Below are 26,543 nucleotides of genomic sequence, written 5' to 3'. Positions count from 1 at the left end.
AGTGCTTTCTGCACTTTTTAATACACTATGATTTTACTATTTTTCCGCCCTTATTTCAAGTGAAAAACAAGCTAAAAGGCTTTTTATACAAGGTATGCGGTTACATTTCAACTTTTTATTTCTGTGATATTTTTTTTATAAAATATCGTGTCTACCTCCATTCTTGGCATGTGTTCAGGCAGTATTTTTTCATTGATAGATAGAAAGCCATTTTTTTCATAAAAACGATGTGCCGCTTTGAATTGTTCAACAGTTCCAAGATAAATTTCTTTGATATTCTCTATGCGACAGTATTCAAACAAATTATCCAAAAGAAGCTGTGCAACAGACTTCCCTCTGTATTCAACATTGACAAACATCTTTTTCAGAACAGCTTGTCGTTCATTAAATTTGACGATACCAAGTGTCCCAACAACTCCCTTCTCTTCATCAACAGCAAGCCAAAATTGGCTGTAATGTGCATGAATATCTTGCAAGTCGGGTTGATCTGCCAAATCAACAGCAACTCCAAATTCTTCCTTCTGAATAGAAAGTATCAAATCAATAACTGCTTGTTTGTAGGTATCATTGTAAGCGATTAACTTCATAGCCATAGTATAACAGATTACTTTCAATTTTATAAACAAAAAAACTTCCAAAAGGAAGTTTTTAAAATTATTTAGCCAATGCTTTTTTAGCTTCTTCAGCAAGAGCTGTGAAAGCAGCTGCGTCAGCAATAGCGATATCAGCAAGCATTTTACGGTTGATTTCGATTTCAGCCAATTTCAAACCGTGCATCATTTTGCTGTATGAAAGTCCGTTCATACGAGCAGCTGCATTGATACGTGCAATCCACAATTTACGGAAGTCGCGTTTCTTTTGACGACGATCGCGGAATGCGTAGTAGTATGAGTTCATTACTTGTTCTTTAGCTGTCTTGAAAAGACGGTGTTTAGAACCGTAGTAACCTTTAGCGAGTTTTAAAATACGTTTACGGCGTTTGCGAGTTGCAACGCTATTTTTAACACGTGCCATGTGTGTTCTCCTTGTTTCTTAGAAAATTTTTATCCTGTCATCGACAGTTAATTTAAATGGTTGATTGATTTCGAGTGAAATCCTATAAGTCTTATGTAATGCTTATGAGTTAATCAGTCGTGAAATGTTACTGGGGAGAGCAATTGCTCTCATGCATAACAGTCCACAGGACTGTTATTAACGCATGTTCGCAACCATACGACGGATACGTTTGAAGTCACCTGCTGAAACCATACGGCCTTTACGGAGTTGACGACGTTGTTTTACAGTTTTACCGTGCATACGGTGTGAAGTGTAAGCGCGGAAGCGTTTAAGACCGCCATTACCAGTACGTTTGAAACGTTTAGCTGATGCGCGGTGAGTTTTTTGTTTTGGCATTTTAATTCTCCTTGGTTAATAATAAGAACTTAGTTCTTTTTGATTGGTGCCAATTGTAAGAACATTTGACGACCATCCATTTTGGCTTTTTGCTCTACTACAGCGATGTCTTTCACTGCTTCAGCAAATTCATCCATTACTTGACGACCCACATCTTGGTGAGTAATCATACGACCTTTAAAGCGAATCGAAACTTTAACTTTGTCTCCTTTTTCAAGGAACTTAGTTGCTTGACGAAGTTTTGTATTGAAGTCATTTTTATCAATGACTGGACTCAAACGAACTTCTTTCAAAGTAACAGTTGCCTGTTTCTTCTTAGCTTCTTTTTGCTTTTTCTTTTGCTCAAACATGAATTTAGTGTAATCCATGATTTTGGCAACTGGTGGTTCTTGATTTGAAATCAAAACCAAATCCATGTTAAGGTCCTCGGCCTGAGTAAGTGCAACAGCTGTAGGTGTAACACCAAGCTGCTCGCCTTCAGCACCGATAAGACGTACTTCGCGTGAACGGATTTGACCGTTCATCAAAGGTTTTCTGTTGTCTTGCTTTGCTATGTCTATTCTCCTTCTAAAAAATTTTTTAGAAAAACAAAAGCGGAACGCATAATGCGCCCCGCTAATGAAAACATTCGTTTTGTGAATAATTCCATTTTGTTGCCCAGGGCTATTACCACTCAGGCGAGAAGCGGGTGCTTCTGCTTTTCAACTTCTCTATTATACCACAAATATTTCTTATGTCAACAATAATTTTGTTTTTGTATGTGTCCGTGTTTTAGTTAGAGCCTGTAATTACTCGTATACCAAACTAAAAAGAATAGAAAACATTGAGTAAAATGCAAAAATATTGCTTGCTCAACCTTGACTATTCTTTATTTCTTTGTTAGAATATTCTAAGTTGAGTAAATCAAGTCCTATTTGCTTTACTCATGGAGGTTGTTGTCGCAACCTCTTTTTATTTCGTTTTTAACTGGCTTAATTTTATCATATTGTCAAATAATATACAAGCAACGAGAAATTTTTGTATCACAAAATACCACACTAAGTGTGGTTTTTTTACTTCTCTACTATAGTTCTATAGTTCCTGATCTCTTATAATTTTTAGACTTGCACCTACAGGATGATTCAAATCTTTAATCGGAGAAGAATAGCCTTTTTGTAAAAATTCACCTATAGGTATATCAATGGACTGATAATAAGCATATTCTTGCCTCCAAGTGCCAAAGAATAAATCTCGTAGGCTTTGATCATAAACTGCAAGTATCATTTTACTCATTGTATCCGCACCGCTCTCTGACCAATACATTCCTCGCTTTTTCATCCTATACGTTATCTTACGATGCTGAGTCTCCATCACCCCGATACCTCTGTGAGAAAATCCTCGTAGTTCTGCAGGTTTAGTATATTGAAAGTTTGCTAAAAGCCTGCTCCTGAATTTCACCAGCTCATCTAACTCTTTACCTTCGTCTAACAAGGACTCTGCTGTATCTAATATCGTTTTTGTTTGTCTCTTGCTATGCAATTGAATAGCTGTAAATAGACGATCTTGGAGATCATAAGGTAAATTTTTGAAAATTTGATTGATTTTCATATTGAGATGTTTCATATCCCAAAAATGTTCATGCTTGCAATTAAAAATACTGGCAATTTCTTTGAAGATATAAGGTGTATAGCCTTTTCCCATATCTGAGTTTGTGATTAAAAGGGTATCTGGAGTAATCTCATAATGATTAGATAATAAGTCCTCTAGCTTCTCTTTAGCTGCAGCATGACTCGTCGCAATGACCTCAGATTTATTTTCTAGTCTCCAACGTGTTTTAGACATTCTTTTACTTCCTGTATGAACCAAAAAGTGTGCCATATCAATTCCTCTTTCCTTGTCTTGTGCTTTGACCATTACCCCATCTCCTTCAAGGTAAACGGCTGGAGCTTTAATTCGTTCAATTACTTCATGTTCTTCCCAATACCTATAATCTTCCCGTTCATCAAGCAACTTTGCTACTTTTTTCGTAGTGGAATGTATTGTAGATTTGCTGATATAGAGTTGTGAAGATACTTCAAACTTATCTGACACTTGTCTCATTGGCATTGATGTTGCATAATTGGCAATTTGATACAACATTTCTGGAGAATACCTCCCTGATTTTACAATACCCAGTTCTTCATCGACAGGATAGCGCCAAATACCATCTTTGAAATAAGCACGCCTCCTATACCTTGCCACACCAATTGTAAATGTGACTGTTTTCTCTGCTGTTTTTTTATACTTCCAACCTTCAAGTTCCATTTGAGGACGTAGTTTATCATCTAAAGCTTTAATCCTAGTCAAAAATCTTTCAATATTTTTTTCCTGTAATTCCTTAAAGTACTGTCGTTCATCAAAAGTCATAACTACTCCTAGTTTCTCTTTAAAATAATTATAAGAAATGCTCTAGAATATGACAAATAGATTTTTGTTTCAAAATAAAAAGTGCGATTATACTTTTTCAATAAATTCATCTAAAAATTTTTTTATTTATTCTTTTTTTCATATTTAGTAAATAAAGTGTTTCGTTAATAGAGTATTTCGTATATGCTACTTTGGAACATTCCTATTTAGTTTGTTCCATTTGAACTGTTTCATTTGTATTGTTCAAATTCAACAATACGACAAAGCCCATGGTTAAGCAATTGTTGTTTTTTAGCAATACCAAATACACAAAAAAACCGACTGTTTTCCACAGTCGGTTTTTTTCTATATAATATCTCAAGACAATAATCCTATTACTCTACCTTTCATAAAAAATCAAAGATATCTGTTTGTTGTGAATTAAATTCTGGATCACTTGCAGCTTTATAGGCACGCATTATCAATTTGCCTAGAACTTCCGAATCACTCTTATCACCAAGTAAATCTGTTAAATCAGCTAATGCCTTACGTTCATTAGTCCGTAAAGAAAAATTATAGCGTTTTTTTTGAGGACGTGCTTTCTGCTTCCTTTGAGACGCATAAGTAATTACTGTTCGTTTAATCGTTTCTTGTGTGCCAGCCTCCTGTCGAGTTGCTCGGATAGCTTCTGCTCGACGTTTATCTCCTAATGCCATATCAATTCCTCAACTTTCTTATCCATACCATACATCACTTCTTCCAATTGATACTTAAAAGTCTGATTAGATTTTTCTCTCATAACACTTTCTTTTTCAAGTTGTGTCCAAATGGAGTGCTTTTTATCCGAAAAAGCCTGTGCAAATAATTCCTTATGAGGGATATAACCCACAAATCGATTGTCGTCCGAAATAAGAGAAAGCAATTGCCTTGACAACTTTGTATAATGCTTTCCAATTTTTTCAATATCTGTCCCCATTAAAAGCAATTCACAAGTTACTCGATCTTCCTTATGGCGTTTATCATAAGTATCTGCTTTTAAGTCTAAAAGTGCCTGTTCAGCTTTTGGAATCGCATTAGTTGATTTTTCTGTAGGCATGACTACACCAACTTGAGCAGTAGAAACTGCCAAAGCATTCTTTGTCAGCGTATCTGTATCAGGATGCGTATCAATAAGTAAATAATCAAATGTTTTGATTAATGCTTCATGCTCATACAACCAATCTTCAAGCAAAAAGTAAATATTTTGAGTTCCTTCTGCTCGAAGACGAGCAGGTTCATACTGTAAATTAGGGTGAGCAGGTAACAGCCAGATATTTTCTTCAACTGGAATAAAATTAACCTCCCCACCTTTAAAGAGATTTAATGAAGTATTCTTCGTTTCATAAACATCGTAAAGTTCTGTCAAAGAGCACTGATGATCCAAATCAATCAAAGCTACTTTATAACCTTGTTTAGCTTTCCATTCGCCATAAACCCGAATAAATGGTGTTTTACCTGTGCCTCCTGCAGGAAGTGCAGCAGTTAAAACAATTGGGAATTTTTCTTCTTCCATGTGAATTTCTCCTTCAAATAATTGATGGAAAATACACAAGTTTTTGCGCAATAACTTACATACTTTCGTGTGTAACTTTATATAACTATTATACCAAAAGAAAAGAGGCAAAAGTGCCTCAAATCCATATATATCAACTTTGTTAGTTCGCAACCATCCTGTAATATGCCTACTTCAAAGAAGGAATTTAGGACTATCAGATTTTATTCTTCTCTTCAAATTCTTCAGTCTTTATGCTTTCTACTCTCGTTTCTCAATTTTGCTTTAACATAGAGTGCGCCTGCAATAAGTACTAATGCAGCACCTGTTAACACAAGCCCCATCTCAGCTTCAGTACCAGTTTGAGGGAGAATGTTTTTAACAGCTTTCTTGACTTCTTTGACCACTGGTGGAACTTCTTTGTAAGACACAGTAATTGTTTTATCTTTAGCTTCATGATCGTAGTCGTAAGATTTTACAGTGGCCATATCTGAAGAATAACCGTCAATCTCAGGAGTTTTAACAGCTTTTGAGTGTTGATTGTCCGACCAAGTTGGCCCTGAAGTAGAAACTACATCTCCTGTCACATCATCTATGGTCTGAGTAAGTGTTGAGGTAAAGACAAACTTTTGAATATCCTCTTCAGGAGTTTTAGCACCTGCACCTTTGTACTGTATTTTTTGAGTCACAGTTTTTGACTCGCCATCCATGACTTTTTCGCTTGTACCATGTGTGAGATGAAGAATGACATCATATCCCTTTGTCTCCTCTGGTACAGGTAGCTCTTCGTTTTCAATGTTCCCTAAGACATACCCCTTATCTGTATAGGATTTTACAATGCTTTTGAGTTTATCTTGGTTATCTGAAGTATTGATTGGCTCAAGTACATGACTCAAGATAAAATCTTTTTTATCTTCTAAGGTTTTTTCTGCAGTATCGTCAATAACAGAGTAAGTAATAGGGGCTATCGTGCTAGAATAGTTCACTTCAAGTACAACATCGTCACTGTCATAGTTATAGTTCATAGAAGGAACACTTTCTTTATCTGCAGCGTAATCTTTCAAAGTTGGACTCTCAACGGCACGTGTAGATTGTTGTTCTGGCCAAACAGGTTTTGCTTCAGCCAAAACACGATGGGGCACATTATCAATGGTTTGCGTGATTTTAGAGGTGAAGGTCAGTACTTGAACATCATCTTGAGGTGTTTCGTTCCCTGCGCCCTGGTAATGAACAGTTTGTGTCACCTTTTTAGTTTCGCCATCCACCACTTGCTCGTAGGTAGCGTGAGTAAAATGAAGCGTAATGGTATAACCTGTGTTGTCTTTTGGTGTCGGAAGGTCTGCATTCTCAGAATTGCCTAACAGATAACCTTTATCCGTGTAAGATTTTATTAATTGCTTCAGCTTTTCTTGATTACCTGAAGTATTCACTTCTTCTCCAACAGTACCCATCGCAAAATCAACTTCCTTTTCTAAAGTCTTACCTGTCGTATCGTCAACGATGGTATAAGTAAGAGGGGCTAAGGTACTTTTATATGTTACAGTTACCTTTTTGTCGCTGCTGCTATGTGTGAACGATGAACCCTCGACCACTGCTTGGTCTGCTTCATAGTCTTTGATTTGAGGAGTCGTCACTTTAGCTGTTGTTTGTTGTTCAGACCAAACAGGCGCTTCTTCTGAGAGGACAGCTTGAGTGACACTATCAATAGTTTGTGTGATTTTTGAAGTGAAGGTCAGAGTTTGAACATTATCTTCAGGTGTTTCATTTTCTGCGCCCTGGTAGTGAACGGTTTGAGTAATCGTCTTTGATTTCCCATCAATAACAGCTTTATGTGAGTCGTGAGAAAGATGAAGCGTGACATTATAGCCCTTCTCATCCGTTGGAACAGGAAGATTACCATTCTCAATATTTTCTAAAAGATAACCTTTACTCTTATAGCTTTCTTGAAGTGCTTTAAGTTTGTCCTGGTTCTCCTTGATATTGGCTTCTTGGTTGAGTGCACCAGTCGCAAGGTCTTGATGTTCCTCTAAAGTTTCTCCAGTTGTATCATCAATAACAGAGTAGGTGAGGGGGACTTCTTTCACGTACTCATAAACCACATTATAAATGTTCCCTATATTACTACTGTCAAATTTTCCTTGTTGATCCACAACATTTGTAATACCGAGCTTATCGATAAGTGATTTGGGATTGACATTGAGCAGTCGATAGCCTTTAATCACAGGTGGGGTCACGGTATAAGCATCGCCACTTCCGTAATAAGAAGGTGTTTGAAGTTCTCCAATCGGATTGCCTTCTGAATCCATGAGCTGAAGTTGAACGGCAGCCTTTGTCGTATCCCCATTTCCTGCTTTTACAGGGTCAACGATGATATGATTGGTGGTTTTCGCTTTGCTCAAAGAATTCGTCACTGTAACATCCACTTTTAAAGAGAAGTTATTGTTCACAGGAACGAATGAGACAGAATTGACAGGATAATAGGAGCTAAAAGTCGTATTTTGATCTACATTTCTATTGGCCATAGCCTTTAAGTAATCTGTAATCCAAGAGGCTCTTTCTTTGCCGTTAGATGAACCGTAGGCTTCATTTTTGAGTAAACCTGCACCAAGTGCTTGCCAATCTGTTTTCTTATTGGATAAATCGAAAGAAAAGATTTGTTTTTCTTTATCATAAGAAGCATTTTTTATGACACTTTTAAATTCTGGGAATTTATCGACTGTTGCATTTTGTGCAATTGCTGTAATTGGTGCACCACTTGAACTTGAACCAATAGGGATATAAGTTTCAATGGAGAGCCCTTTAAAAATATCCGCTTCATTTTTAAACTTCGCATTCGAGACGACCTTTACTTCATAATGGTTCATGCTTTCATCGAGTAAGTTTTTTGTTTTTCCTTTTTTAAGTTGATTAATTAAAGGAAAGTTGGCCAAGAAATTTGTGGACGAGGAAGCTGTTTTCTGTGTGGTGTACTCTGCACCTTTGCCAAAAATGTCATTATTGTAGGCTTGTAAAGTTGTAGTGAAATCTATATCTGCAGTATTCGTTAACGTTTCACTTGTTTCTTTACCGCCAACTTTTACTTTAACGGTAGCGCCTGAACCTTTAGCACCATAATTTCCTGCGACACCGCCTTTAAGGGGCATAGGATTTTCTCTCAAAGGAACAGGTATCCAGTTATTATTGAGAAACAGTGTTAAACCAGAATAGTCTGTCAACCCTCGATCATCTAATGCCTTCACCTTTAAATTTCCAGTTTTATTGGCATAGTTGTAGCTGAAGCTCCCATCTTGAGAGGTGTAGTTCGTGCCGTTGTTTTGAGTAATATTTCCTTCATACGTATAACTACTTGAAGTGTTAAATATTGTTCCTGTAATGTTTAAAGGAATAAGAAGTTCTTCTCCTTTAGCCAAAGGTTGTTTTATTTTGAAAGAAAATTCGATAGGGGTATTCACATAAAAAGCGTTTGAAACAGTCAACTTAATTTTTGAGGTATCCGTGATCCAATTTGCAGTAAAACTTTCTACATTTTCTTTTGGATTTTGAACCGTAAATCCACTTGAAGTTCGTGAAACGCTCACTTTACTCCCTGCGACCGTTCCATTTCTTAACCCATAACTTCTTAGAAAATTTGAAGCTTCAGTATGATCCATACTGTCCATTTGTTGGGTAAAATTTTGTAAGGGCTCTGTTTCGTCCGCGAGAGCATTTACAGTAGTCATACTCATAATTACTGCACCACAAATTAATACACCATTCAGTATTTTTTTGTAACGTTGTATATATTGGTATGACATTATTTCCCTACCTTTCCAAGCTCTGTCACAGCTGTAATTTTCTTTGCACTTGTATCATAGGTCACTTGAAAAATATAATGGGGTACATTCGATTTTAAATCTCCAGCACTTGCAGTATAGTCACAATCTATGAATGCTGTAAGAGTTGTCCCCGTCTGTGGTTGAGCATAGACCTGTAAATTATTTAATTGACTTTGAATTGTTCCATAATCTGAAGTCATTTTGTCCGCAGACAAAGGGAAAAGTTTTTGTGCTACATCTGGTGTTACCCAGTCTGAAACTTCTTTGTGGCGGTCACTATTGGTAATTTTGCTTTGATCATAGTTGTAGTAAACCTTAAAAAGAGAGTCAGCTAAAGTTTCTAAATCTGCTACATTCTGATTATCTTTTCCCGTTTTTGCATTTTTAAGAGCCTCTTCAGCTTCCTGCAGTTGTGACTTCAAGCTCGATATTTCATCCTTACTTTCTGATACAACATGAGCCACACTTTGTCCTTGTTTTAATCCTACATTTCTCCCAATAGGGAATATAAAAGCAATGAGCAAAGCAACGATAAGCCCACATAGAAACCCTGTTCCTAAAATAATACTTTTTTGTTTAATCTCCATTTGTTTGACCATTTTCACCTTCATTTTTACTTATTTCTTGTGTGTAGTATCTAATATAAATTTATCTTCTAAAATTAAAGGATAATCTGAGAAATCCAGCGGTTCTGGTTTTTTCGTAGGAATATCCACTTTAGACAAATAAGTCGCTCGTCCTTCTTGATAAGTTGTCCGTTTCATCTCGATTTTTGAATACTTTAACTTGAATCGGATCGTTTTGAACTTCGAACTTTTAAAACCTGTCTGAAACTCTTTCCCTTCACCTAAAGCATTACAGGCATCTTGTCTGGTTCTTTTTTCCACCTCATACCAACGAAACATAGGAATCCACTTTTCAAAAACATCGGGTTGATCAATCTTTCTGAATACTACAAATCGTACGATTTGACGAACTACAAAGAAAGAAAAACCAAGTAAGAAAGTGATCGTAGTTATTTGAAAAGATTGTGATATATCTCGAACAGTACCTTCTACACTTTCATTTCTTAAGCCCATCAAAATAAGCCAGAAACTCCAAATAATAAAGGCACGCTTTACAAAACGCCAACCATACCTAAAATCCGATTCCTCCATCCCCTTGTATGCATAATAAGTGATTAGAAAGGCAATAATTAAGAAAATAACACTAGAAATACCCGATAATACTTGTTCTCGACCTTCTACATTGTGTAAACTTGGCCATGCTTTTTGAACGAAGAATAAAGCCACAAAACTTCTAAAGGCAAATAGCCCACTTATCCAAAAGCTCAAAGTCATCATGATTTTCAAAATATTTAGGAGTTGAACTTGCCAGAAGTGTCTGTTTTTCATCATTTGTTTGAATTCAAGTTTTGCAAGCAACACCACTTCTTGAAATACTTGAATTTCTTTTTTTAATTCTTTTAATAGTTCTCGCATATTAATCCTTCTATTTTCCTGTTGGATAGACGTAAGTCAATGTTTTGGCTTCTTTTGCAGAAATTGTGCCATAAGTTTCTTCTGTTTGAGTTGCTGTTGCACGATCAAAACCGTTTTGTCCTGCCACAACATTACACTCTGATATAATCAAAGATCCATCTGGATTCACATATTCGACGAAAGCGACGTGACCTGGATCTGAATTCCCACGGTAGGGATCTTGCCCTGCCATAAAATTGACAGCACTATGAGGTTTGGGTTTTCCCACTTCAACTGTCAAACCAGGAGTATTATGTCCCCAAACTCCTCCATTTCCCATTCCTGTCACTCCCCAACCCATTTCTTTAGTACAAAATGTGACATACCATACGCATTGATGTCCATATGGAGCATTGACTTCATCATCTGGATAAGAAGAAAAATTAGCTCGCTTACCAATGGCTTTTTTTACCTCAGGACTCAGTTGCTTATAATACGTCCCCATAGGAATATCACCCTTAACTTGTTCTCCTGTTCCAGATCCTGCATCACAACCACTATTCGCTTCTTGATAAGTATCGTCCGTGTTATTATCTGCACCGTCATTGATTGCATCTTTAATACTTGATGGAATATTTTTTCCATCAAATGTTGTGTACCACTTAAGTGCATTGGCTTTAATTTCAGCTTCCTTCGTTTGTCCGTCCGCAAGCGAAACACCCTCATAGAGCACAGACCAGTCAAGAGCAGCTTTTTGCGGATCAGTTGCTTTACCAACAATAATTCTTGTTGAATTTTTAGAACCTTTTAACTCATAATCCAACAACTTAAACTGATTGGCTGACGTTAAAGTAGACAAATCACCTGATTTAATTGATCCTTCTGAGCTAATTCTGCTCCCATTGATAGTGTTGCCCCAGCCCGACCATTGAAACCAACCTGCAACGCCTCCGCCAGGATTGACAGCTTGTGGATCAAATCCAGACTCTCTCTCGGCAACCGCAACTGCTCCAGCACCTCCTGCTCCCGAAAAACCAATACTTTTAGTCAAATGTTCAAAAATAGCTTTGGCATTATTATTCGTGGTATTTTTATCATCTGAAGGTTTAGCACTTTCATTTTGAACATCACTACAACTCTGTGCTGAAGCAGCAGCCTCTCCTGCTCCTAAAGAGGCCGTCATCATTAGAAGTCCACCAAAAGAACCACCAATTAACAGAAAAAGAATCGCAAGACCAGCTAACCATTTCTTCATCAGTGCCATCCTCCGTATTCTGCTAGATCTGACGTTTCATAATCTTGTGAAAAAATAATGCTTTGTCTACCTGCGATATTCAAATAAAGCTGACCTTGCTCTAAAGTAGTAATGGCATCTAATTCATAGGGACTGATCTCTTCTTGTAAAATATCTGCCAATAATTGTTTATCTGCACTTGATGTTTGACCAAAGACACGATAATTCATCATTCCAAAAATAGCTTTCATAGCCGCTTGGTAACGCTCTGCCTTGAAACCAGATCCTCCAGAGTTCAAAATTGTTTGAAAGCTTCCTGCTTGGACAATAATCCCCGCATAGTTTTGAGACAAAGCATCAATCATCTGAAGCGTAAGTTCACTTGATGATGGCGTACGGGGATTAAGCATCTTACCAATATCTGTGATATTAACAATATAATGTTCCACCTCAGATTCTGATAGACGAGGATTATTTTTTAAACGCTCCCTCTGCATCTTTCCATTACGAATAACGTCATAAGAAATCAGTGCCATAACTGAAAAAAGCTGGACATTGAGATAATCTGGTGTTCCAATCAACCCAGATAAATCAAAGGTTACCAAGTGTTCTTCAGATAAATCTGTAAAATTCGTTGTTCCTTCAAAAACATCAGGTTTTGTATTCAATAGTTTTACAAAAGTAGAAAGAATGCGACGGTAAGAACGTTCCATTTCAGTAGTTTTGGCTAAAACGAGTTGCCCTTCAACATACCCCACAAAATCCTTAAGCGTTGGATATTCGCTTGCAGGTACTTTTGTTGCTTTTAATTCATTCAAGTGAAGTAGAGGATTACGATACCACAAAGGGTTATTTTCAGAAGGATATTGACAATAAAAAGCAGTGGCTAAATCTTCAAAAATATCACAATCATCTGCAGTTGCATCAGGTTTTAGTACTTCAAACATGTTTTTCAACTTTGCAATGTGAAGACTAAACGATTTTACTTCATCTGTTTCTCCTCTTTCATTGGTTGCGCCTTGAAAGACTTGAAAAATATTGATTTTATTTCGACTACCTGCCATATCTATTAAGATACCTAAATTATTTTCTGTATAATTGTTCAAAAAAGGAGATTGATCCAGATTAATGTTTCTAATAAAGTGATTTTGAGCAAAGTTATCATCAATCAAGGCAATGGAGAATGTTCCTTGCCCCATATTAGGTGTCCCCGAAATCAACATAAAAGGACGTGTACGAAATTTATTTCTCAAGAGCCAATCTAATTGAACAACACCATCAGTTTTCGTTTTTCCAAAATAGCTGCCTGTTTTATCTTCCAATTTTGTATGATCCAAGAAATAACCTCCTGCTAAATCTCGGCTTTTAATGGGACGATGAATCGGAGCATTCAATAATTCATAGTGAGACTCAGGACTTGTAAAAAGTGCTTCTTGTTCGAAGTATAACTCATCTAGCATCACTGTACTTTTGAATTGACTGGCTTCATCTCGGATTTTCTTAACTCGTGTCAACAACTTTTCTTCTGTTAAATCATAAACACCTAAACGAATTGAAATACCTTTCATTTTTTCGTGCTTTCGAGTCATATCATCAATCAAATCTAACAAATCGCCAACTTCTTGAGCTTCACGATTGTTATCTGTTGTTTTTGCATTAATATCAATCCGACTTTCTTTTTCATTGATTGATTTTGCGGCTTTTTCTTCAACTTTTTTACTATCCAAGGATTCTACAGCTAAAAAAGAAACTACATGATCTTGTTGGAGCAGTTCTTTCAACCACATTCTCCCCAAACCCTCTCTGGGATAATCGTAAATGCGCAAATAAGTTACACATCCATCCCCATACTGAATATAGTTTGAGAAATATTTAGATCCTCCTTGAGGCTGAACACGCATTAAAAAGTCAATGTCATAGCCTTTTTTCTCGTATTTTTTTAAATTTACCATTCGCTCTCCTTAGTATTCATTTTCTTGTGTTATCATTGGCTAATAAGTCGATTATATTAACCCCATTCATAATTTTGTATTCAAGTTATTAAGTTGGAAAAGTACCAGCTCTTTTTCCTTAGGTGTGAGCATAGAAAGATTAAAACGATAGGAGCGTGCTAAACCAACAAGTTGCTCACTCTTTTTATGTAAGTCTCGTGAAGTCTCTGCATAAAGGAATAACAAATATTCAATATTACTTAAGCGATCTTCCAGCTCCTTTTGTTTATCAATTTTCGCTCGAATCATATTCCTTTTTATTTCCAACTGTAAGTTCCCACGTTCACTTGTTGGTTTTGAAGTGGCAAGAACTTGAAGCTTCTGGCGTAAGTGAGTCACTTGAGAAGCTGTAGAAACAGGAAGTTTTGTTGTTTCAATGGTAAAGTGTTCATTTGTTTTAGATAAAAAAGTATAAAAATATGATAAAATCATGCGTTGCTCTTCGTAACTAACACTAGATGCTCCTGTACCTTCGATACGAAAAATCTGAAGCACCGTGTCATCCACTAAAACCAATTCAGCTTCTTTGGTCTTATTCAATCGCTTGTAAAATGTTTGTTCTAAAAAACTGGTCAGATTTTCCTTTTTTTCTTTTTGAACAGCCTGATCCTCTTTTTGTGATAATTTAGAAATTGGCATCTGTCTCTATTTCCTTTCCTTGAGCTTTCTTCAGGGGCTTGAATTGTCGTTTGATCCGACCTGTCTTAGTTCTTAAGAACAACAGTAAAATTGTATAATTACGTTTTCCTCCATTGGTGTGTATGATAAGAAAAATAACAATGATTGCGGTGATAACATCAAAAATAAGCATATTCAGCCATTGACTGATAGGAAAGAAACGATTAAGCCACCAATCAAATCCTCCACCTATAGCCATAACTCCAAAGTCCACACCATAAAAGATTCCCATCTTGAACTTTGCAAAAATATCCCGTGGCACACCATAATTGTCACTCCCTTGATTCATTGAATTACCTACTTTCATTTTTCTTTCCTTGATTTTATCCTGGATTCAAAATTTTTGCTCCATGCCCCCACTTCACTTCCAAAAAAGAGCAAAAAAAAAGAAGTCATCAATTGACTTCATTTCTTATCTTTTCTTAAAATAGATTTTCATATATGCTAGGTGCGGAGAATATATAAAAGTTTTATAATTCATTTCATGAATTTTTTCGCCCAATAGCTTTTTCTCTTTCAATTTTATTATGTTCTCTTTTATTTTGTCTTTTTGAAAATCAGAACGCTGTGAAATTTCCAGAGTATCAATCAGTAAATCAATTTCAGAAACAAACTCTTTCGACTTGATATTCACATAAAATGGGTACATAGATTTTATTTTTTTCAAGCTCAGAATTACCTCACCTAGTTGCCTATTCCATTCGCTTTGCATCGCAATATCTACGAGTGGTTCTGCGAGCGGAGAATAGTTTGTTCTGATTTCTTCTCTTCTTTGCTTTCCTACATTCTGAACCAGGCCAATTTGTCTCGTAAATTCATTTGCATTCCAAGCGTAATAGCGTACTAACAGATTAGGTGCGGCAAAATCATCCTGTGCCATATCTTCGTCAGTATTTTTGCTCTTAAGTATCTCTTCAAGTCTATAAATTGAAGGAATATACTCTTCTTTCATTAAAATTCTTTCACGCATAAAAATTTGAATAAGAGACACCAACAAAGTAATTATTGCAATTGCCAACGTAATCAGGGATATTAAAATGGTCATTATTATTTCTTTCTTAAAACATCAAATTCTGAGGAGACTCTAAAAAAACTCCATTCTTCTTAATACATATACAACTTTATTTCCATATTTTAATCCTCGATATTGTAAGAACTATTAACTATTTGTCATAATTTGTTAGCACTCAGAGAAACTTACAAGATAATACAATTTAACCTTCTCATTTATATTACTCTATTTCTCATTTCTAATAAATCAGCATATAAACGCAATATTAGGTGGTTCAAATCATCGGCAGCCTCTAATCTAGACATCGCTTTCAAATTCATAAGTAAATAATCTAACTTTCGAAAACTACTATCTAAATGTAACTTTTTATAAAAGTTGACTATTACCGGATTGCTCTGATATTCTTCACTTACAGATATGCCATATGTAGCCCCCCTCACAAAAATGCTTGTTACCGACTCGTGATCTGGATGGAGCAAATCGTACACTTCCGAAGTATCATAATCATGTTTTGCTTGGTTACAACCTCTACACGAAAAAACTAAATTTTCAACATTGTTAACAGAATTACCAGTAGGTAAAATCATTTGTGTTTTATTAATAAAGTGATCTATTTCAAATAAAGTTGTTGGAATTATATCAGTATTAATTCCACAATAGGCACATTTTGAATTATAAGCATTCACAAATAATTTATAATATCCTTTATTTTTTACACATATTTTTCCGTAGTGTTCCCCTCTTTTAGTCGTAACACGTACGCGCCTGTCAATCAAGTTTGATATATGTATCTTAGAATTATATAAAGACATAAAATTAAAGCTGTCATAACTCGTTAAACGATAATCCATTCCTATTTCTCTAGCTTCGGTTTAATCGTATCTTCTATCAATAAAATTAGCTCATCAATTTTATCATCGGTTAAATCCTTATAACTAGAACTCCCTTCCATCAATTCATCAATCTTATCCACTACTAGTGAATCCTTATAGAATTCCGAATTTCCCTTTAATTGTTCTAATATGCGCCGTTTCTGTAAGATTTCGTCACTAGCTATTTTAATTTTCTCACCTAAAACTTCATCATAATATTCAGTTGATGTCTTTGAGTCGGACAAACGTGTGTCGTATTTTTTTATGGTTCCAAATTTCTCTAAACCTTCATTTTGGGTTATTACAAATATTTTTGAGTAAGGATGTGCAGTAGTATATATAAGTTTAAATTCTTCTCCTGAAAATTTTTCTGTGACATCACCATCTTCAAATAATTTTGAGTCTATAATGACTATATCAGAAGTTTTCAGCGCTTCCTCTTCTAATAATAATTCAAAATTAGTATATTTATCAGTAAAGTGGATCTCCGTAGAAATAAATTCAAATTCACCATCTGAAAACGTAGCAATATATCTTGATAAGATATTATCTCTCTTATCATCAATGTATACTATTGAAATTGTATTTTTCATATATTTATCCTAAAATCTAAACTTCGCACATGAAGTAGCCTGAAATATAGAATCCTCCCTCTCCCTTGATTTCTAAAATTTCACCATCTAATTTATCAAGCGTATTATTTAAAATCCACATACCTAATCCATGTCCATTAGGCCTTGAACTTTCATGAACTTCTAATATACTCATTGGATTGGATTGATATTTTTTATCCAGTCCCTTCCCATCATCTTCATATGTAAATTCGAATCGGTCTGTTAGTAAAATTTTAATCGAAATTTTTAAATTTTGCTTCTGCTTATTTTGCTGTATACTATTTAATATTAAATTATCAAAAATTACCATCAAATAATCAGAAGAAATATAGCACTCTGCTGATCTATCAGTATCTATATATATATTTACCCACTTATACTGATACTCCCATTTATCTATAATCTTATGAGCAATCTCATCCATGGTATATAATTCTTTTTTGAACTTATCTTTTTCTGTTTCTTCCAAAATAGCATCTGCTAGATTTAAAATTTTATTAGTATTATCTTTTAAACTATTAAATAATTCTGGAATATTTCTATAAAATGGAACATCCTGACTGATTAATTCATCCCAATCTAGCTCAGTTCTTATTGCCTCCTCCAAATCAGAGGGGGTTTGAAATATAATATTTCTATCATTTTTCACCTCATGTCCAACTGAACTTATTTTCAACTGAGAGGTCGCTAAAACATTTAAAAGCTGTGACTCATAGCGGAATTTCTCCTCAAGCTCTTTCTTCTCTTGTTCTCTTTCAGTACTTTCTTGTTCTTTTCTTTCATATTCATTGATAACTTTACTTATTTCACCTTCAGTCAAACTCTTAATAGCTTCTGGATTATTACGAAGATTATTAAAAATATTCCTTACTTCTTGTTTTTCACTTGGTACAGTTTTTTTGGATTTAAGTTCTTTTATTTTATAATCATTGATTTCTCGAATAATTGATTGTCTAAAAGTTTCAAATGATTTTATACCCTCTATTATTATTAATTTCAGTAAACTAAAATAAATATTTTGTACTATCCCTTGTCTATTTGAAAGATCTTCAATATATTTATTTTTGTTTTTATCAATTTCTACATATCCAGATAAATTTCTAGGCCTCACTCTCCAACTACCAGTACGGTGAGTTGCTGCTGCTGGGGAAGATACAGCCCTATCATTTAACCCTAACCAATCTTTAGTACCTTCAAAAGAATCAATACTAAAAGCATTCCTATATAAAACTATGCCACTATTGTAAGGATTTTCCAATCTACTACGCTTATATTCAAAATAATCACTATTTTTCTGAGTGGTAGGAGCCATTCCGAAATAAAAGACTGCTGTAAAATCTCCTAATTTCGTCAATAGTTCTTTAGCCTCATTATCAAAATCTGTTTCATCAAGAACATCATCCTCATGATCTTCATCACTTTCAATAAGAAGCTTAATATCTTTTCGTAATACGTCAAACATATTTTTATTAATTTTATTGCTAAAAATTGACTCCTTGCTACTAATTTTGCTGACACTATCTTTAAATTCATCGGAAGTTATTACACCCGTTAAGCAATTGGTATCTGAAGCATAAGATAAAGTGATTTCACTTACATAGTTAATCCCAATCTTGGGTTCTTGCCATAGACGTGGGACTTTTTCTGATATAGTATTACCATACTTAATCTCCACAACCATTCTATCATCATTATAGATTATTGATAAATAATTTTTCAATGGCTCAATAGATCGACTAGTCCACCGATCTCTCAACCCTTTGATGATAAACTGAGTACCTTTAGTAGTAAGTGAGTGGTTTAATCTCAAAAATGCTTTCTCCCAATCAGTCTGCCAAGTTACACCAACGCTCCCCTCTTTTTTACTGTACATCTCTACGTCTTCTCCCAAGCGAGAAAGAGCAAATCTCCCAACCCCCTTAGATCCAGCATAAACCCGTTTTGTTTTATTGTCAAAGTATCCTCTCGTACTTTTTCCAACATGCATCCATGAATTTCTTATACTCTCAGTATCTAGCCCCTCACCGTTATCTGTAATGATTAAGATTAAACCAGCTACTGAGTTTTTAAATTCTAAAGTAACCTTAGTTGAGCCTGCATCATATGCATTTTTTACTAACTCTAGTATAGCAGCTTCTTTATTTGAAAAATTTTGTTTACCCAAAAGCTCCGCTAGTATCTTATCCTCAGTGATATAATGCAATTGTTCAGCATCCATATATTTGTATCTCCTAAAAAATTTACTTCATTTATATCAAATCATTTGGTATTTTAATTAACTTTAGTTCAGTAGAACTAATACTTTTATAACCTGCACTATAGTCCTTTGAGGAAGTTTCTAAATAGTTACTTACAATTTCCGAATTCAGATATGAGCAAATCTTTTTTAAGTCTATATTTTTAAACTTACTTTTTAAAACTATAGATAATCCAGATAACAGAAAACCCTCCTCAACTACTTTAAATGCCTCTTTTTTTAAATATGCTACTTTTGGGATGATTATTTTTTCCTTTTCATAACCATTGAACCCTTGAGTTCTACCAAAGTAGATGCCATATTTCTTTTGGTATTTTGGGCTAAGTTCACTGCTTAAATATTTATATGCCTCGGGAAATTTTTCTTTAAATTCCATATATTGTTTAAAAACCTTGCCATTTGTTATCCCAGTTCCCATATAAGGAAAAATTACATATTTCTCTTCTTTTGGCCTAGATACTCTTATTACTTTTTTTAAAAGTATCTTTTCCACCTTATGCTTTTTTCTATTTTTTTCAAAAATTAAATATTTTTTCGAATTTTCAATAACTTCATCTTGATTTATTATAAAAACCTTATCCTGTAATGTAGCTAAGCCATTTTTTATTTCTGCAATATCTCCGAGGTTTGTATAATTCTCTAAAGTAGGGGACAGAAACTCATGATTATATATTCTATATGAGTGCTTATTAAGTAAATCATTATATGAAACTTTTATCGTCTTATTACCTAAACTATCTTCAACAGTTAATTCATTATTATTTTTTGAAAACACTGTTATGGCACTATAAGTGGTTGCGTCTTCGAATAACATCTCATCTTTAAAGTCTATTATTCTTTCTATATAATAATTATCAATTATATGTTTTAGCATCACTTCAGCACTTCTAGCTTTAGTATAGCTATTTGGAGTAATATAAACCATCTTTCCAACTTTGTTCCATAATTTTAAACCGATTTCAATGAAATAGTAATACAAATCAAAATTGTATTTAGTACAAAAAATACTCTGATTCTTCAATGCCTTGATTGTTTGTTCATTCATGTTATGACGTGATACATACGGGGGATTACTTATTAAATAATCATACTCGCCTAAACTTTCTATTTCTTCACTATTCAAAGCATTATAATTTTTTAAATTCCATTGAATTTTTTCAGATATATACTTCTTAGAGACCATATCTAATTTTTTTCGACAAACTTCTAATGCGTCATATCGTATATCAAATCCTACTATATTATTTTCCAAGAACTTCTTCTTTTCCTCAGATGTTTTACTTATATTATTCTTAAAAAATTCTTCAACAACAACTGACAAAATGTGTCCTTCTCCAACAGCTGGCTCAATTAAAGAAAAATTTTTTTTATAATCAATTTCGAGGAGATTTACCATTTGAAAGGCTAATTTTTCTCCTGTATAAAATATCCCATTTTTTTTTAAAAACTGATATTGTTTTTCCATAAATATTAATTCCTATTTTTTTACACTTGTGGATTTAAGGACAATCCAAAAAATCACTTTATAAGCTTTTGGCTGTAATTATACCATATTTTAGACAATGCGACCTAGTTAGCCAGAAGTTACAGTCCGTGCCTTGTCTGTATAATCCCCTAGAATCTCTTTAAAGATATAGCCGTCAACATTTTACTACTCAGCTTCATAAGGGTTACCAATTATTTACCAAAATAGTCAAGCTTAAAGATTTGGTTTAATCAAATGATATAGCTCCACAAGAAATTCATCTTTTTAATAATCAGAGAGTTTTAGTACTTTCGTAAAATAATCAACATCCACATGCGTATTTGCTTTCAATTTTTCATCCATAAATAAATTGTAGCATATTTTATAAATAAAAAACTTGTCAAATTTGACAAGTTTCATGAAATTTTTATTCTTCACTTTCAATTGAGTTAATATGTGGTTCAAATTGTTGCATAGTTTGCCCCGCTTGACTGAGATTCTGAGAAGCTTTTTGAAGACGGGTAGATTGTTTTTGCTTACGAGCCTGCTTTGCTTGTAGTTTATCTCCTTTTTGTTTTTGTTCATCAGCTTGATTCATGCGATTTTCAAGATGATCAAGACGACTTGGAGAGGCTGGGGTATCTTCAAGTGACTCCTGTCCACCAGTCTGACTTGATGGCTTAGGTGCTTCTTGTGTCAAATCGTCTTGAGCCTGAGTAGAATCATTATAATTTGTGTTTGAACCTGACTTCTGCCCTGCTTTATTTTGTTGCATTTTTTCTCGAGCCTTTTCTCGACGTGATTTTTCAGGTTGAATAGGATTACTGTTAGCATTTCCAGTTGGCTCAAAAGGTTGGGCTTGTTGAGGTTTTTGCTCCTCATTTTGTGTATTTTTGTGTGTATCATCGTGTGTAGGTTGTTGTGCTTCTTTTTGTTGACCTGCCATCTGTTGTTCTTTTTTAAGAGCTTCCTGAGCTTCTTTTTGTCGCTGGCTCTCACTTTGACCACCTGTTGCATTTTGAGCTGTATTCTCTTTTGGAGGAATACCACTTGCTTGTCCTAGGGTTTCATTTGATGTTTTATCATTTTTCCCCGAAGTTCCAGGCATCATAGTTAATCCACGCATCCAACTTGCCATTCCTCTTATTTCTCCAGGTGTATTCTTAGTGGATGTCCAGCCAGCTTTGGCTGCTCCTATTCCTACTGGCGCAAGCATCCCTCCCATAAATTGTCCACCAGAGAATGCTGCACGTGCAACCATTGCTCCTGCCATAACTTGTTTCAAAGCATTACCATGTCCTGAAGAAACGCCTAAGAAGCTTTCCACAGCACCTATCCCTGCAAATACACCAAAGAAGACAACAGCATAGAGCACTGCTTTAAGAATTGCTACAACTAAAGCTGGTAAACCTGCATCAAAGAAAACTGTAGTGGAAGTTATCCAGTAGATTATTCCAACTGCAATAGCTACAATCAAGAAATCAAAGTATATCCCTAAAACTCCATGGAAGATATTGGCAATCAATTCTTTTACTTTCTTCGTATGGCTTGCCTTTATCGCAGCTAACACTGGGCCAGATATAGTAGTAATCGTAATTTGTGTGACTGAAAGTCCAACTTTAATAGTCATAGTTAAAAAGAGCAGGCAGATCGCTGCCAATGAGATAATTAAAGCCAGCCAATTCACTTTATATCGTAAATAATTGTCACCAAACCAAGCTTGTAAATCAAGGGTACCTTTATCAATCCCCGCAACTGTTTGCTTTCCCTGTAATTTTTTGCCATCTGACATAGTTTGATCAATTAATTTATGCTCAAAAATAACTGTTGCATTCGTTGCGCCTCCATTATTTTTATCCCCCATGCTCATCAATGTTTTATCTGTTACTATCCCTGCCAGTTCAGAAGGATCCCATCCATCAATAGATTTTATAACGTTGTAATCTGCAGGTTTTGCAACAGTACCATCTGACTGTAGAGGGACTTGCCAATTTAATGCATCAAAGGCATACTTATCAACAACATTGTTTTGAATTAAAGAAAGAGCAATAGATTTTTCACCAGAGGCTGTAGCTGTTTCTGTCACCGCATCTTCCGTGATGTTTAAAGTTTGTCCTACTGCCCAAGGGATAAAACTAAACACTAAGGTTGTTAAAAAGATAGTTTGCAAAATATTTTTAAAAATCTTGCTTTTCCCATTGAAAATAACAAAAACAGCGTAAATCACGATGCTTAGTCCAAAGACAATAATACCCAACTTTTGCATGAGCGAATAAAGCTTACCAATAGTTGTATTTTGATTCCCCAAATCATTAAGAATTGTCATAAATTTGATAGAAGCATAGAAGACTTGTTGTAAAATATCCGCTAAATGTGCTAATCCTTTAATAATAAATCCACCCAAAATAGCGATTGGCTTTGCAACAATTCCCCAAAATGGTTGTAAATAGACAGAAAAGTGTTGATAAAAAGCCGTTGCTTCAGGTTGATTGGAAATAGCATTTCCACCATTACCAAGTCCCGCAGATCCTTGGGGTATTGCCCAATTTTGTGTATTGTCTGCACTAACTACTAAAGGAAGGATCAACAAAAATAGAAAAGCCATCATCATTACTCTTTGTGGTGTTAATACTTTCTTGAATTTTACTAATCTTTTTTTTATTGAAATCATGCGACTACCTTTCTTGATAAAATTTGAGGATTCGGATTATTTCCCGCCATTAATTGTTGTTCATATGTCTTCAATTGCTCCACTTGTTCTGACCAGTCAATGGCAATACTTGATAATTTTAAATTGCGATGCTTGGTCTTGATAGGGATATCTGCCAGTGTTTTTTTCTGATCAAATTCTTCAAACAAAAACATATACCGTGAAGGAAACTCAAATTTCCCTGTAACTAAAATTGGATAGTTTGATGTCTTTTGACCTGCTTTTGTCTCTGCTTTTACCCCAATAGAGATGAATGCTTCGCCTGATTGCAATTTCTGAAGCTGATTCTTCGTAACGACAGGTTGTTTGATGGAATCATATGAAACAGAGACATGATCTCCTTTTTCTCCTGAAACAGATTTTTTACGTGCCATCACCGTTTTTTCTCCTGATAGTTCTTCAAATTTTTTCATGGTTTGTGTAGACACGGATTTGATATATTCATTGATAGAACAGTTCGATAGAATTGTTTCTGCTACCTTTTCACCATATACAGCACCAATTTGTTCTAAATTTTGAACAACTAGGTCAAAAAGAAGTCCAAACCCAGCACCAATAGACAATTTTGTATCAAGTGCAGGAATCATAGGTAAATTCCCAAATTCATCCAATAAGAAGTGGATACGAGTATATAGTTTCCTATCATTATCTAATCCCATATCATAATTTGCATTAAAAACTTGATCCACAAAGAGACTTACCATTGCACCAAATGCTTTTTTGTTAGGTGGCATTACCAGAAAAACTGCCGTTGGTTGTTCTGAATATTTGATTTCTACATCTTTTTCATCAATAGTAATCCCTTCAGTTGTCTGAGCTTTTCTTTTCTTAACCGTTCCTGCTTTTGTACGTGCTAATACCTCCGCGCTTCGTCGATCAATTTCAATAGATTTTATCTTTTTGAACTGCTTCTTGACGTTAATGGTTACTTTTTCATCAAATTTTTCTAATTTAATTTGAATCACAAAGTCATTCGGAAGTGTTGGCTCAATGGCAAAATTCAAGTATCCTGCCACATCCACAATGACTTTTTTCTGATTGATAATCGCTTTACCCTTTTTATCTAATATTGAGAGGTGTGCTATTTGATTGGCATACGGATTATCTTCTTCTAAATTCGTACTTTTTCTTAGTTTGACAGAGAGTTGACGTGGAAAGCCAAGTGTTGTAATATCCAAATTATTTTCACTTGTCATTCTCGCAATGGAATCATTCGCAAACAGTTTCAAGCCTTGCAACATACTTGAGAATATAGAACCTTTTGTTTCTTCGCCTGCAAAGTTAGACTGCCTAAAAGAATTATCTGCCATTGTTAAAAATGGTGACGGTTTCAATTTATTTGTTCGTCTTAAATCATCAAAATAAACCGTAATCTTACTCTTCTTCTCTAAGCTACCATCTTCTAATTGACTCTCATAAATTGCTCCTTCACTATCCACCCAGACAAATTCTGACCCTAGTTGATTCAAAAGGCTCATCATATTGGGAACAGTGACAGTTTCCCATTCTTTAGTCATTTTCGCCCGCCAAATCATTGCCATAAATAAAGCTGAAAAGAGAAACATTGATGAATCTTCCCAAAACTTCGCATTTCCCCCTGCTTCTGCTTTAGCTTGTCTATAAAGTGATTCTGCGACCACATCAACTTCTGTTTGTACTTTTTCGTAGTAACCTTTTTGAGCATAAGCTTTTGCCAGCTGTAAAGGATTATTACTCATAGAAAAGTCCACATTTTGATAGTTAAGTACCTGTACATTATAGCCTCGTTTTCTGAGCGTTCCTGAAGACATTTGAAAGAGTTCACCTTTAGGATCTCCGATAACCATTGAAGCTTGAAGTTGCGCTCTAGATAAAATATCTACCATGACATTGACAAACGTCTCTCCTTTTCCTGAACGTGTCATCCCCGTCAATAAAGTATTAACCGTTGATTGGTCAATGTAATAGAACCCGCTAGGATTTTTCACAAGGCGTAAAACTTGCTCACACTGTGAAATTCTTTTTCCTATCTTTGCAAGTTTTTTAATATGCCATTTATCATTGTCATTAACAAATTCGTCCGCATTCTCCTTTGTTTTGTTTTCAAAGTCAACCCGTGGAAAATGACAAATCATTTTACTTTTAAGCGCAAATTTACTTAAATCAAAGCCTGGTTTCAACTCATGAGCAATAGGAACACCCCCATAGCCCGCAAAGCGTTTTCCACGGTTAGGTATTTTCGTATAGGTTTTCTTCAATTCACGTTCTGTAATAAGCCGATCGTCTCCCTGCTCCTGACCATTATAATCACGATGCACATCGTAATATTTTTTAGCTTGCCTGTGAAAGATAAAACTGAAAGTCATCAAAAGAGGAACAACCAAAAGAGGGGATTGAAAAATCAAGGTAAAGTCAAGAGTATTTGTCAGACTGACCATTTGCCAATCCAATGTTGGCATCCCGCTTGTAGCTGAACTTGTCACAAATCCGATGATATAACGTATAAATGTTACAAGCCAGTTGGTAACAAGCCCAGCCATAACAATACTTCCGAAAGACAAAATAGGTAACATGGCACGGTTACGAATTTGAAAGAGAGGTCTGATTTCCTTCTTAAAACGTTTATCTGAAGTAAGCCGACTATAAACACTCCAAAAAAGAATAAAGAGAGGCGTCATTACTCCTAAATAAAATATCGCTTGAATTCGATCAAGTATTGAATTGTTTTTTAATTCCTTAGGATTAATCATTGAGTTCATCCATATCCCGACCAACAGGAGGATAATCCTGTGTTTGGTCTTCTGCTTTTTGATTACGATTTTTTCTTGAAAGTGCCATTTCAAGACTTTCACCATAATCATATTTATCTACTTGAAGGAAGGTATAATATCTCTTTTCACCATTTTCATCCGCATAGATTCGTGTGCCTAAATCTCCAGATAACGTCAAAGGACTTCCTTTAGACAACGTATCATAAAGTGTTTCCGCAGGTTTGCCATATATAATCACTGGAACAGCAAAGGTCAAATACTCGTCTCCTTCTTTGATTCGACTTTTTGCAATAAATGTGAAGGTCAGTTTAGGCTTTTGATTCTGTGTCTTTCCGAATACAGGCTCATTTGCGACACGACCAGTTGCAATATAATTATTCATCGTATTTTCCTCATTT

At 35.0% G+C, this 26,543-nt stretch carries 22 protein-coding genes and 1 other annotated feature; all 22 genes read right to left on the bottom strand.

Going from position 1 to position 26,543, the window contains the following annotated elements; genetic code table 11:
* Positions 1-107: 107 nt before the first annotated feature.
* Positions 108-593, bottom strand: a complete 486-nt coding sequence (locus BZZ03_RS09610) for a GNAT family N-acetyltransferase (RefSeq protein WP_086583184.1) — start codon at positions 591-593, stop codon at positions 108-110.
* A gap of 61 nt (positions 594-654) precedes the next feature.
* On the bottom strand, positions 655-1,014 hold the full coding sequence (gene rplT / locus BZZ03_RS09605; RefSeq protein ID WP_003133061.1) for a 50S ribosomal protein L20: 360 nt from the start codon (positions 1,012-1,014) through the stop codon (positions 655-657).
* Positions 1,015-1,191: 177 nt separating this feature from the next.
* Entirely contained in the window at positions 1,192-1,392 is a 201-nt protein-coding gene (gene rpmI / locus BZZ03_RS09600) for a 50S ribosomal protein L35 (RefSeq protein ID WP_003133063.1), read from the bottom strand.
* A 29-nt stretch (positions 1,393-1,421) separates the two neighbouring features.
* Complete coding sequence (gene infC, locus BZZ03_RS09595; RefSeq protein ID WP_003133065.1) at positions 1,422-1,919, bottom strand: translation initiation factor IF-3; 498 nt, start codon at positions 1,917-1,919, stop codon at positions 1,422-1,424.
* A gap of 52 nt (positions 1,920-1,971) precedes the next feature.
* Positions 1,972-2,098, bottom strand: a sequence feature (ribosomal protein L20 leader region).
* 365 nt (positions 2,099-2,463) lie between these two features.
* A complete protein-coding gene (locus BZZ03_RS09590) occupies positions 2,464-3,777 on the bottom strand; it encodes an ISLre2 family transposase (protein WP_086583143.1) in 1,314 nt (437 codons plus the stop codon).
* A 386-nt stretch (positions 3,778-4,163) separates the two neighbouring features.
* On the bottom strand, positions 4,164-4,472 hold the full coding sequence (locus BZZ03_RS09585) for a hypothetical protein (RefSeq protein WP_086583142.1): 309 nt from the start codon (positions 4,470-4,472) through the stop codon (positions 4,164-4,166).
* A complete protein-coding gene (locus BZZ03_RS09580; RefSeq protein ID WP_086583141.1) occupies positions 4,463-5,308 on the bottom strand; it encodes a ParA family protein in 846 nt (281 codons plus the stop codon). The genes BZZ03_RS09585 and BZZ03_RS09580 overlap by 10 nt, the downstream gene beginning before the upstream one ends.
* Before the next feature lie 224 nt (positions 5,309-5,532).
* Positions 5,533-9,081: a mucin-binding protein gene (locus BZZ03_RS09575; RefSeq protein WP_086583140.1), complete on the bottom strand. Its 3,549-nt coding sequence runs from the start codon at positions 9,079-9,081 to the stop codon at positions 5,533-5,535.
* Positions 9,081-9,701, bottom strand: coding sequence for a hypothetical protein (locus BZZ03_RS09570; RefSeq protein WP_143466338.1), 621 nt, complete (start codon positions 9,699-9,701; stop codon positions 9,081-9,083). Before BZZ03_RS09570 ends, BZZ03_RS09575 begins: the two co-directional genes overlap by 1 nt.
* 18 nt (positions 9,702-9,719) lie before the next feature.
* Entirely contained in the window at positions 9,720-10,583 is an 864-nt protein-coding gene (locus BZZ03_RS09565; protein ID WP_086583138.1) for a hypothetical protein, read from the bottom strand.
* A gap of 10 nt (positions 10,584-10,593) precedes the next feature.
* On the bottom strand, positions 10,594-11,817 hold the full coding sequence (locus BZZ03_RS09560; RefSeq protein ID WP_158092878.1) for a phage tail tip lysozyme: 1,224 nt from the start codon (positions 11,815-11,817) through the stop codon (positions 10,594-10,596).
* Complete coding sequence (locus BZZ03_RS09555; RefSeq protein ID WP_086583136.1) at positions 11,817-13,748, bottom strand: hypothetical protein; 1,932 nt, start codon at positions 13,746-13,748, stop codon at positions 11,817-11,819. Before BZZ03_RS09555 ends, BZZ03_RS09560 begins: the two co-directional genes overlap by 1 nt.
* Before the next feature lie 66 nt (positions 13,749-13,814).
* Complete coding sequence (locus tag BZZ03_RS09550; protein ID WP_086583135.1) at positions 13,815-14,426, bottom strand: hypothetical protein; 612 nt, start codon at positions 14,424-14,426, stop codon at positions 13,815-13,817.
* The gene (locus tag BZZ03_RS09545) at positions 14,413-14,772 is read right to left on the bottom strand and encodes a hypothetical protein (protein ID WP_086583134.1); all 360 of its coding nucleotides are present in this window, start codon (positions 14,770-14,772) and stop codon (positions 14,413-14,415) included. Before BZZ03_RS09545 ends, BZZ03_RS09550 begins: the two co-directional genes overlap by 14 nt.
* Before the next feature lie 105 nt (positions 14,773-14,877).
* Entirely contained in the window at positions 14,878-15,510 is a 633-nt protein-coding gene (locus tag BZZ03_RS09540; protein WP_086583133.1) for a hypothetical protein, read from the bottom strand.
* 182 nt (positions 15,511-15,692) lie between these two features.
* Complete coding sequence (locus BZZ03_RS09535) at positions 15,693-16,328, bottom strand: HNH endonuclease (RefSeq protein WP_086583132.1); 636 nt, start codon at positions 16,326-16,328, stop codon at positions 15,693-15,695.
* 2 nt (positions 16,329-16,330) lie between these two features.
* Complete coding sequence (locus BZZ03_RS09530; protein WP_086583131.1) at positions 16,331-16,942, bottom strand: hypothetical protein; 612 nt, start codon at positions 16,940-16,942, stop codon at positions 16,331-16,333.
* A 16-nt stretch (positions 16,943-16,958) separates the two neighbouring features.
* Complete coding sequence (locus tag BZZ03_RS09525; protein WP_086583130.1) at positions 16,959-19,181, bottom strand: sensor histidine kinase; 2,223 nt, start codon at positions 19,179-19,181, stop codon at positions 16,959-16,961.
* A 31-nt stretch (positions 19,182-19,212) separates the two neighbouring features.
* Positions 19,213-20,685, bottom strand: a complete 1,473-nt coding sequence (locus BZZ03_RS09520) for an Eco57I restriction-modification methylase domain-containing protein (RefSeq protein ID WP_086583129.1) — start codon at positions 20,683-20,685, stop codon at positions 19,213-19,215.
* A gap of 427 nt (positions 20,686-21,112) precedes the next feature.
* Positions 21,113-23,356 carry a pLS20_p028 family conjugation system transmembrane protein gene (locus BZZ03_RS09515; protein WP_086583128.1) on the bottom strand — a complete coding sequence of 748 codons (2,244 nt, stop codon included), beginning with the start codon at positions 23,354-23,356 and terminating at the stop codon, positions 21,113-21,115.
* A complete protein-coding gene (locus BZZ03_RS09510) occupies positions 23,353-26,124 on the bottom strand; it encodes a VirD4-like conjugal transfer protein, CD1115 family (protein WP_158092877.1) in 2,772 nt (923 codons plus the stop codon). The genes BZZ03_RS09515 and BZZ03_RS09510 overlap by 4 nt, the downstream gene beginning before the upstream one ends.
* Positions 26,117-26,527, bottom strand: a complete 411-nt coding sequence (locus BZZ03_RS09505) for a single-stranded DNA-binding protein (RefSeq protein WP_086583126.1) — start codon at positions 26,525-26,527, stop codon at positions 26,117-26,119. Before BZZ03_RS09505 ends, BZZ03_RS09510 begins: the two co-directional genes overlap by 8 nt.
* Positions 26,528-26,543 lie beyond the last annotated feature (16 nt).

It is taken from the genome of Lactococcus petauri (assembly GCF_002154895.1).
Taxonomy (GTDB): Bacteria; Bacillota; Bacilli; order Lactobacillales; family Streptococcaceae; genus Lactococcus; species Lactococcus petauri.
Note: the sequence above shows the minus strand (reverse complement) of the source record. Positions and strands in the feature narration are given on the sequence as shown.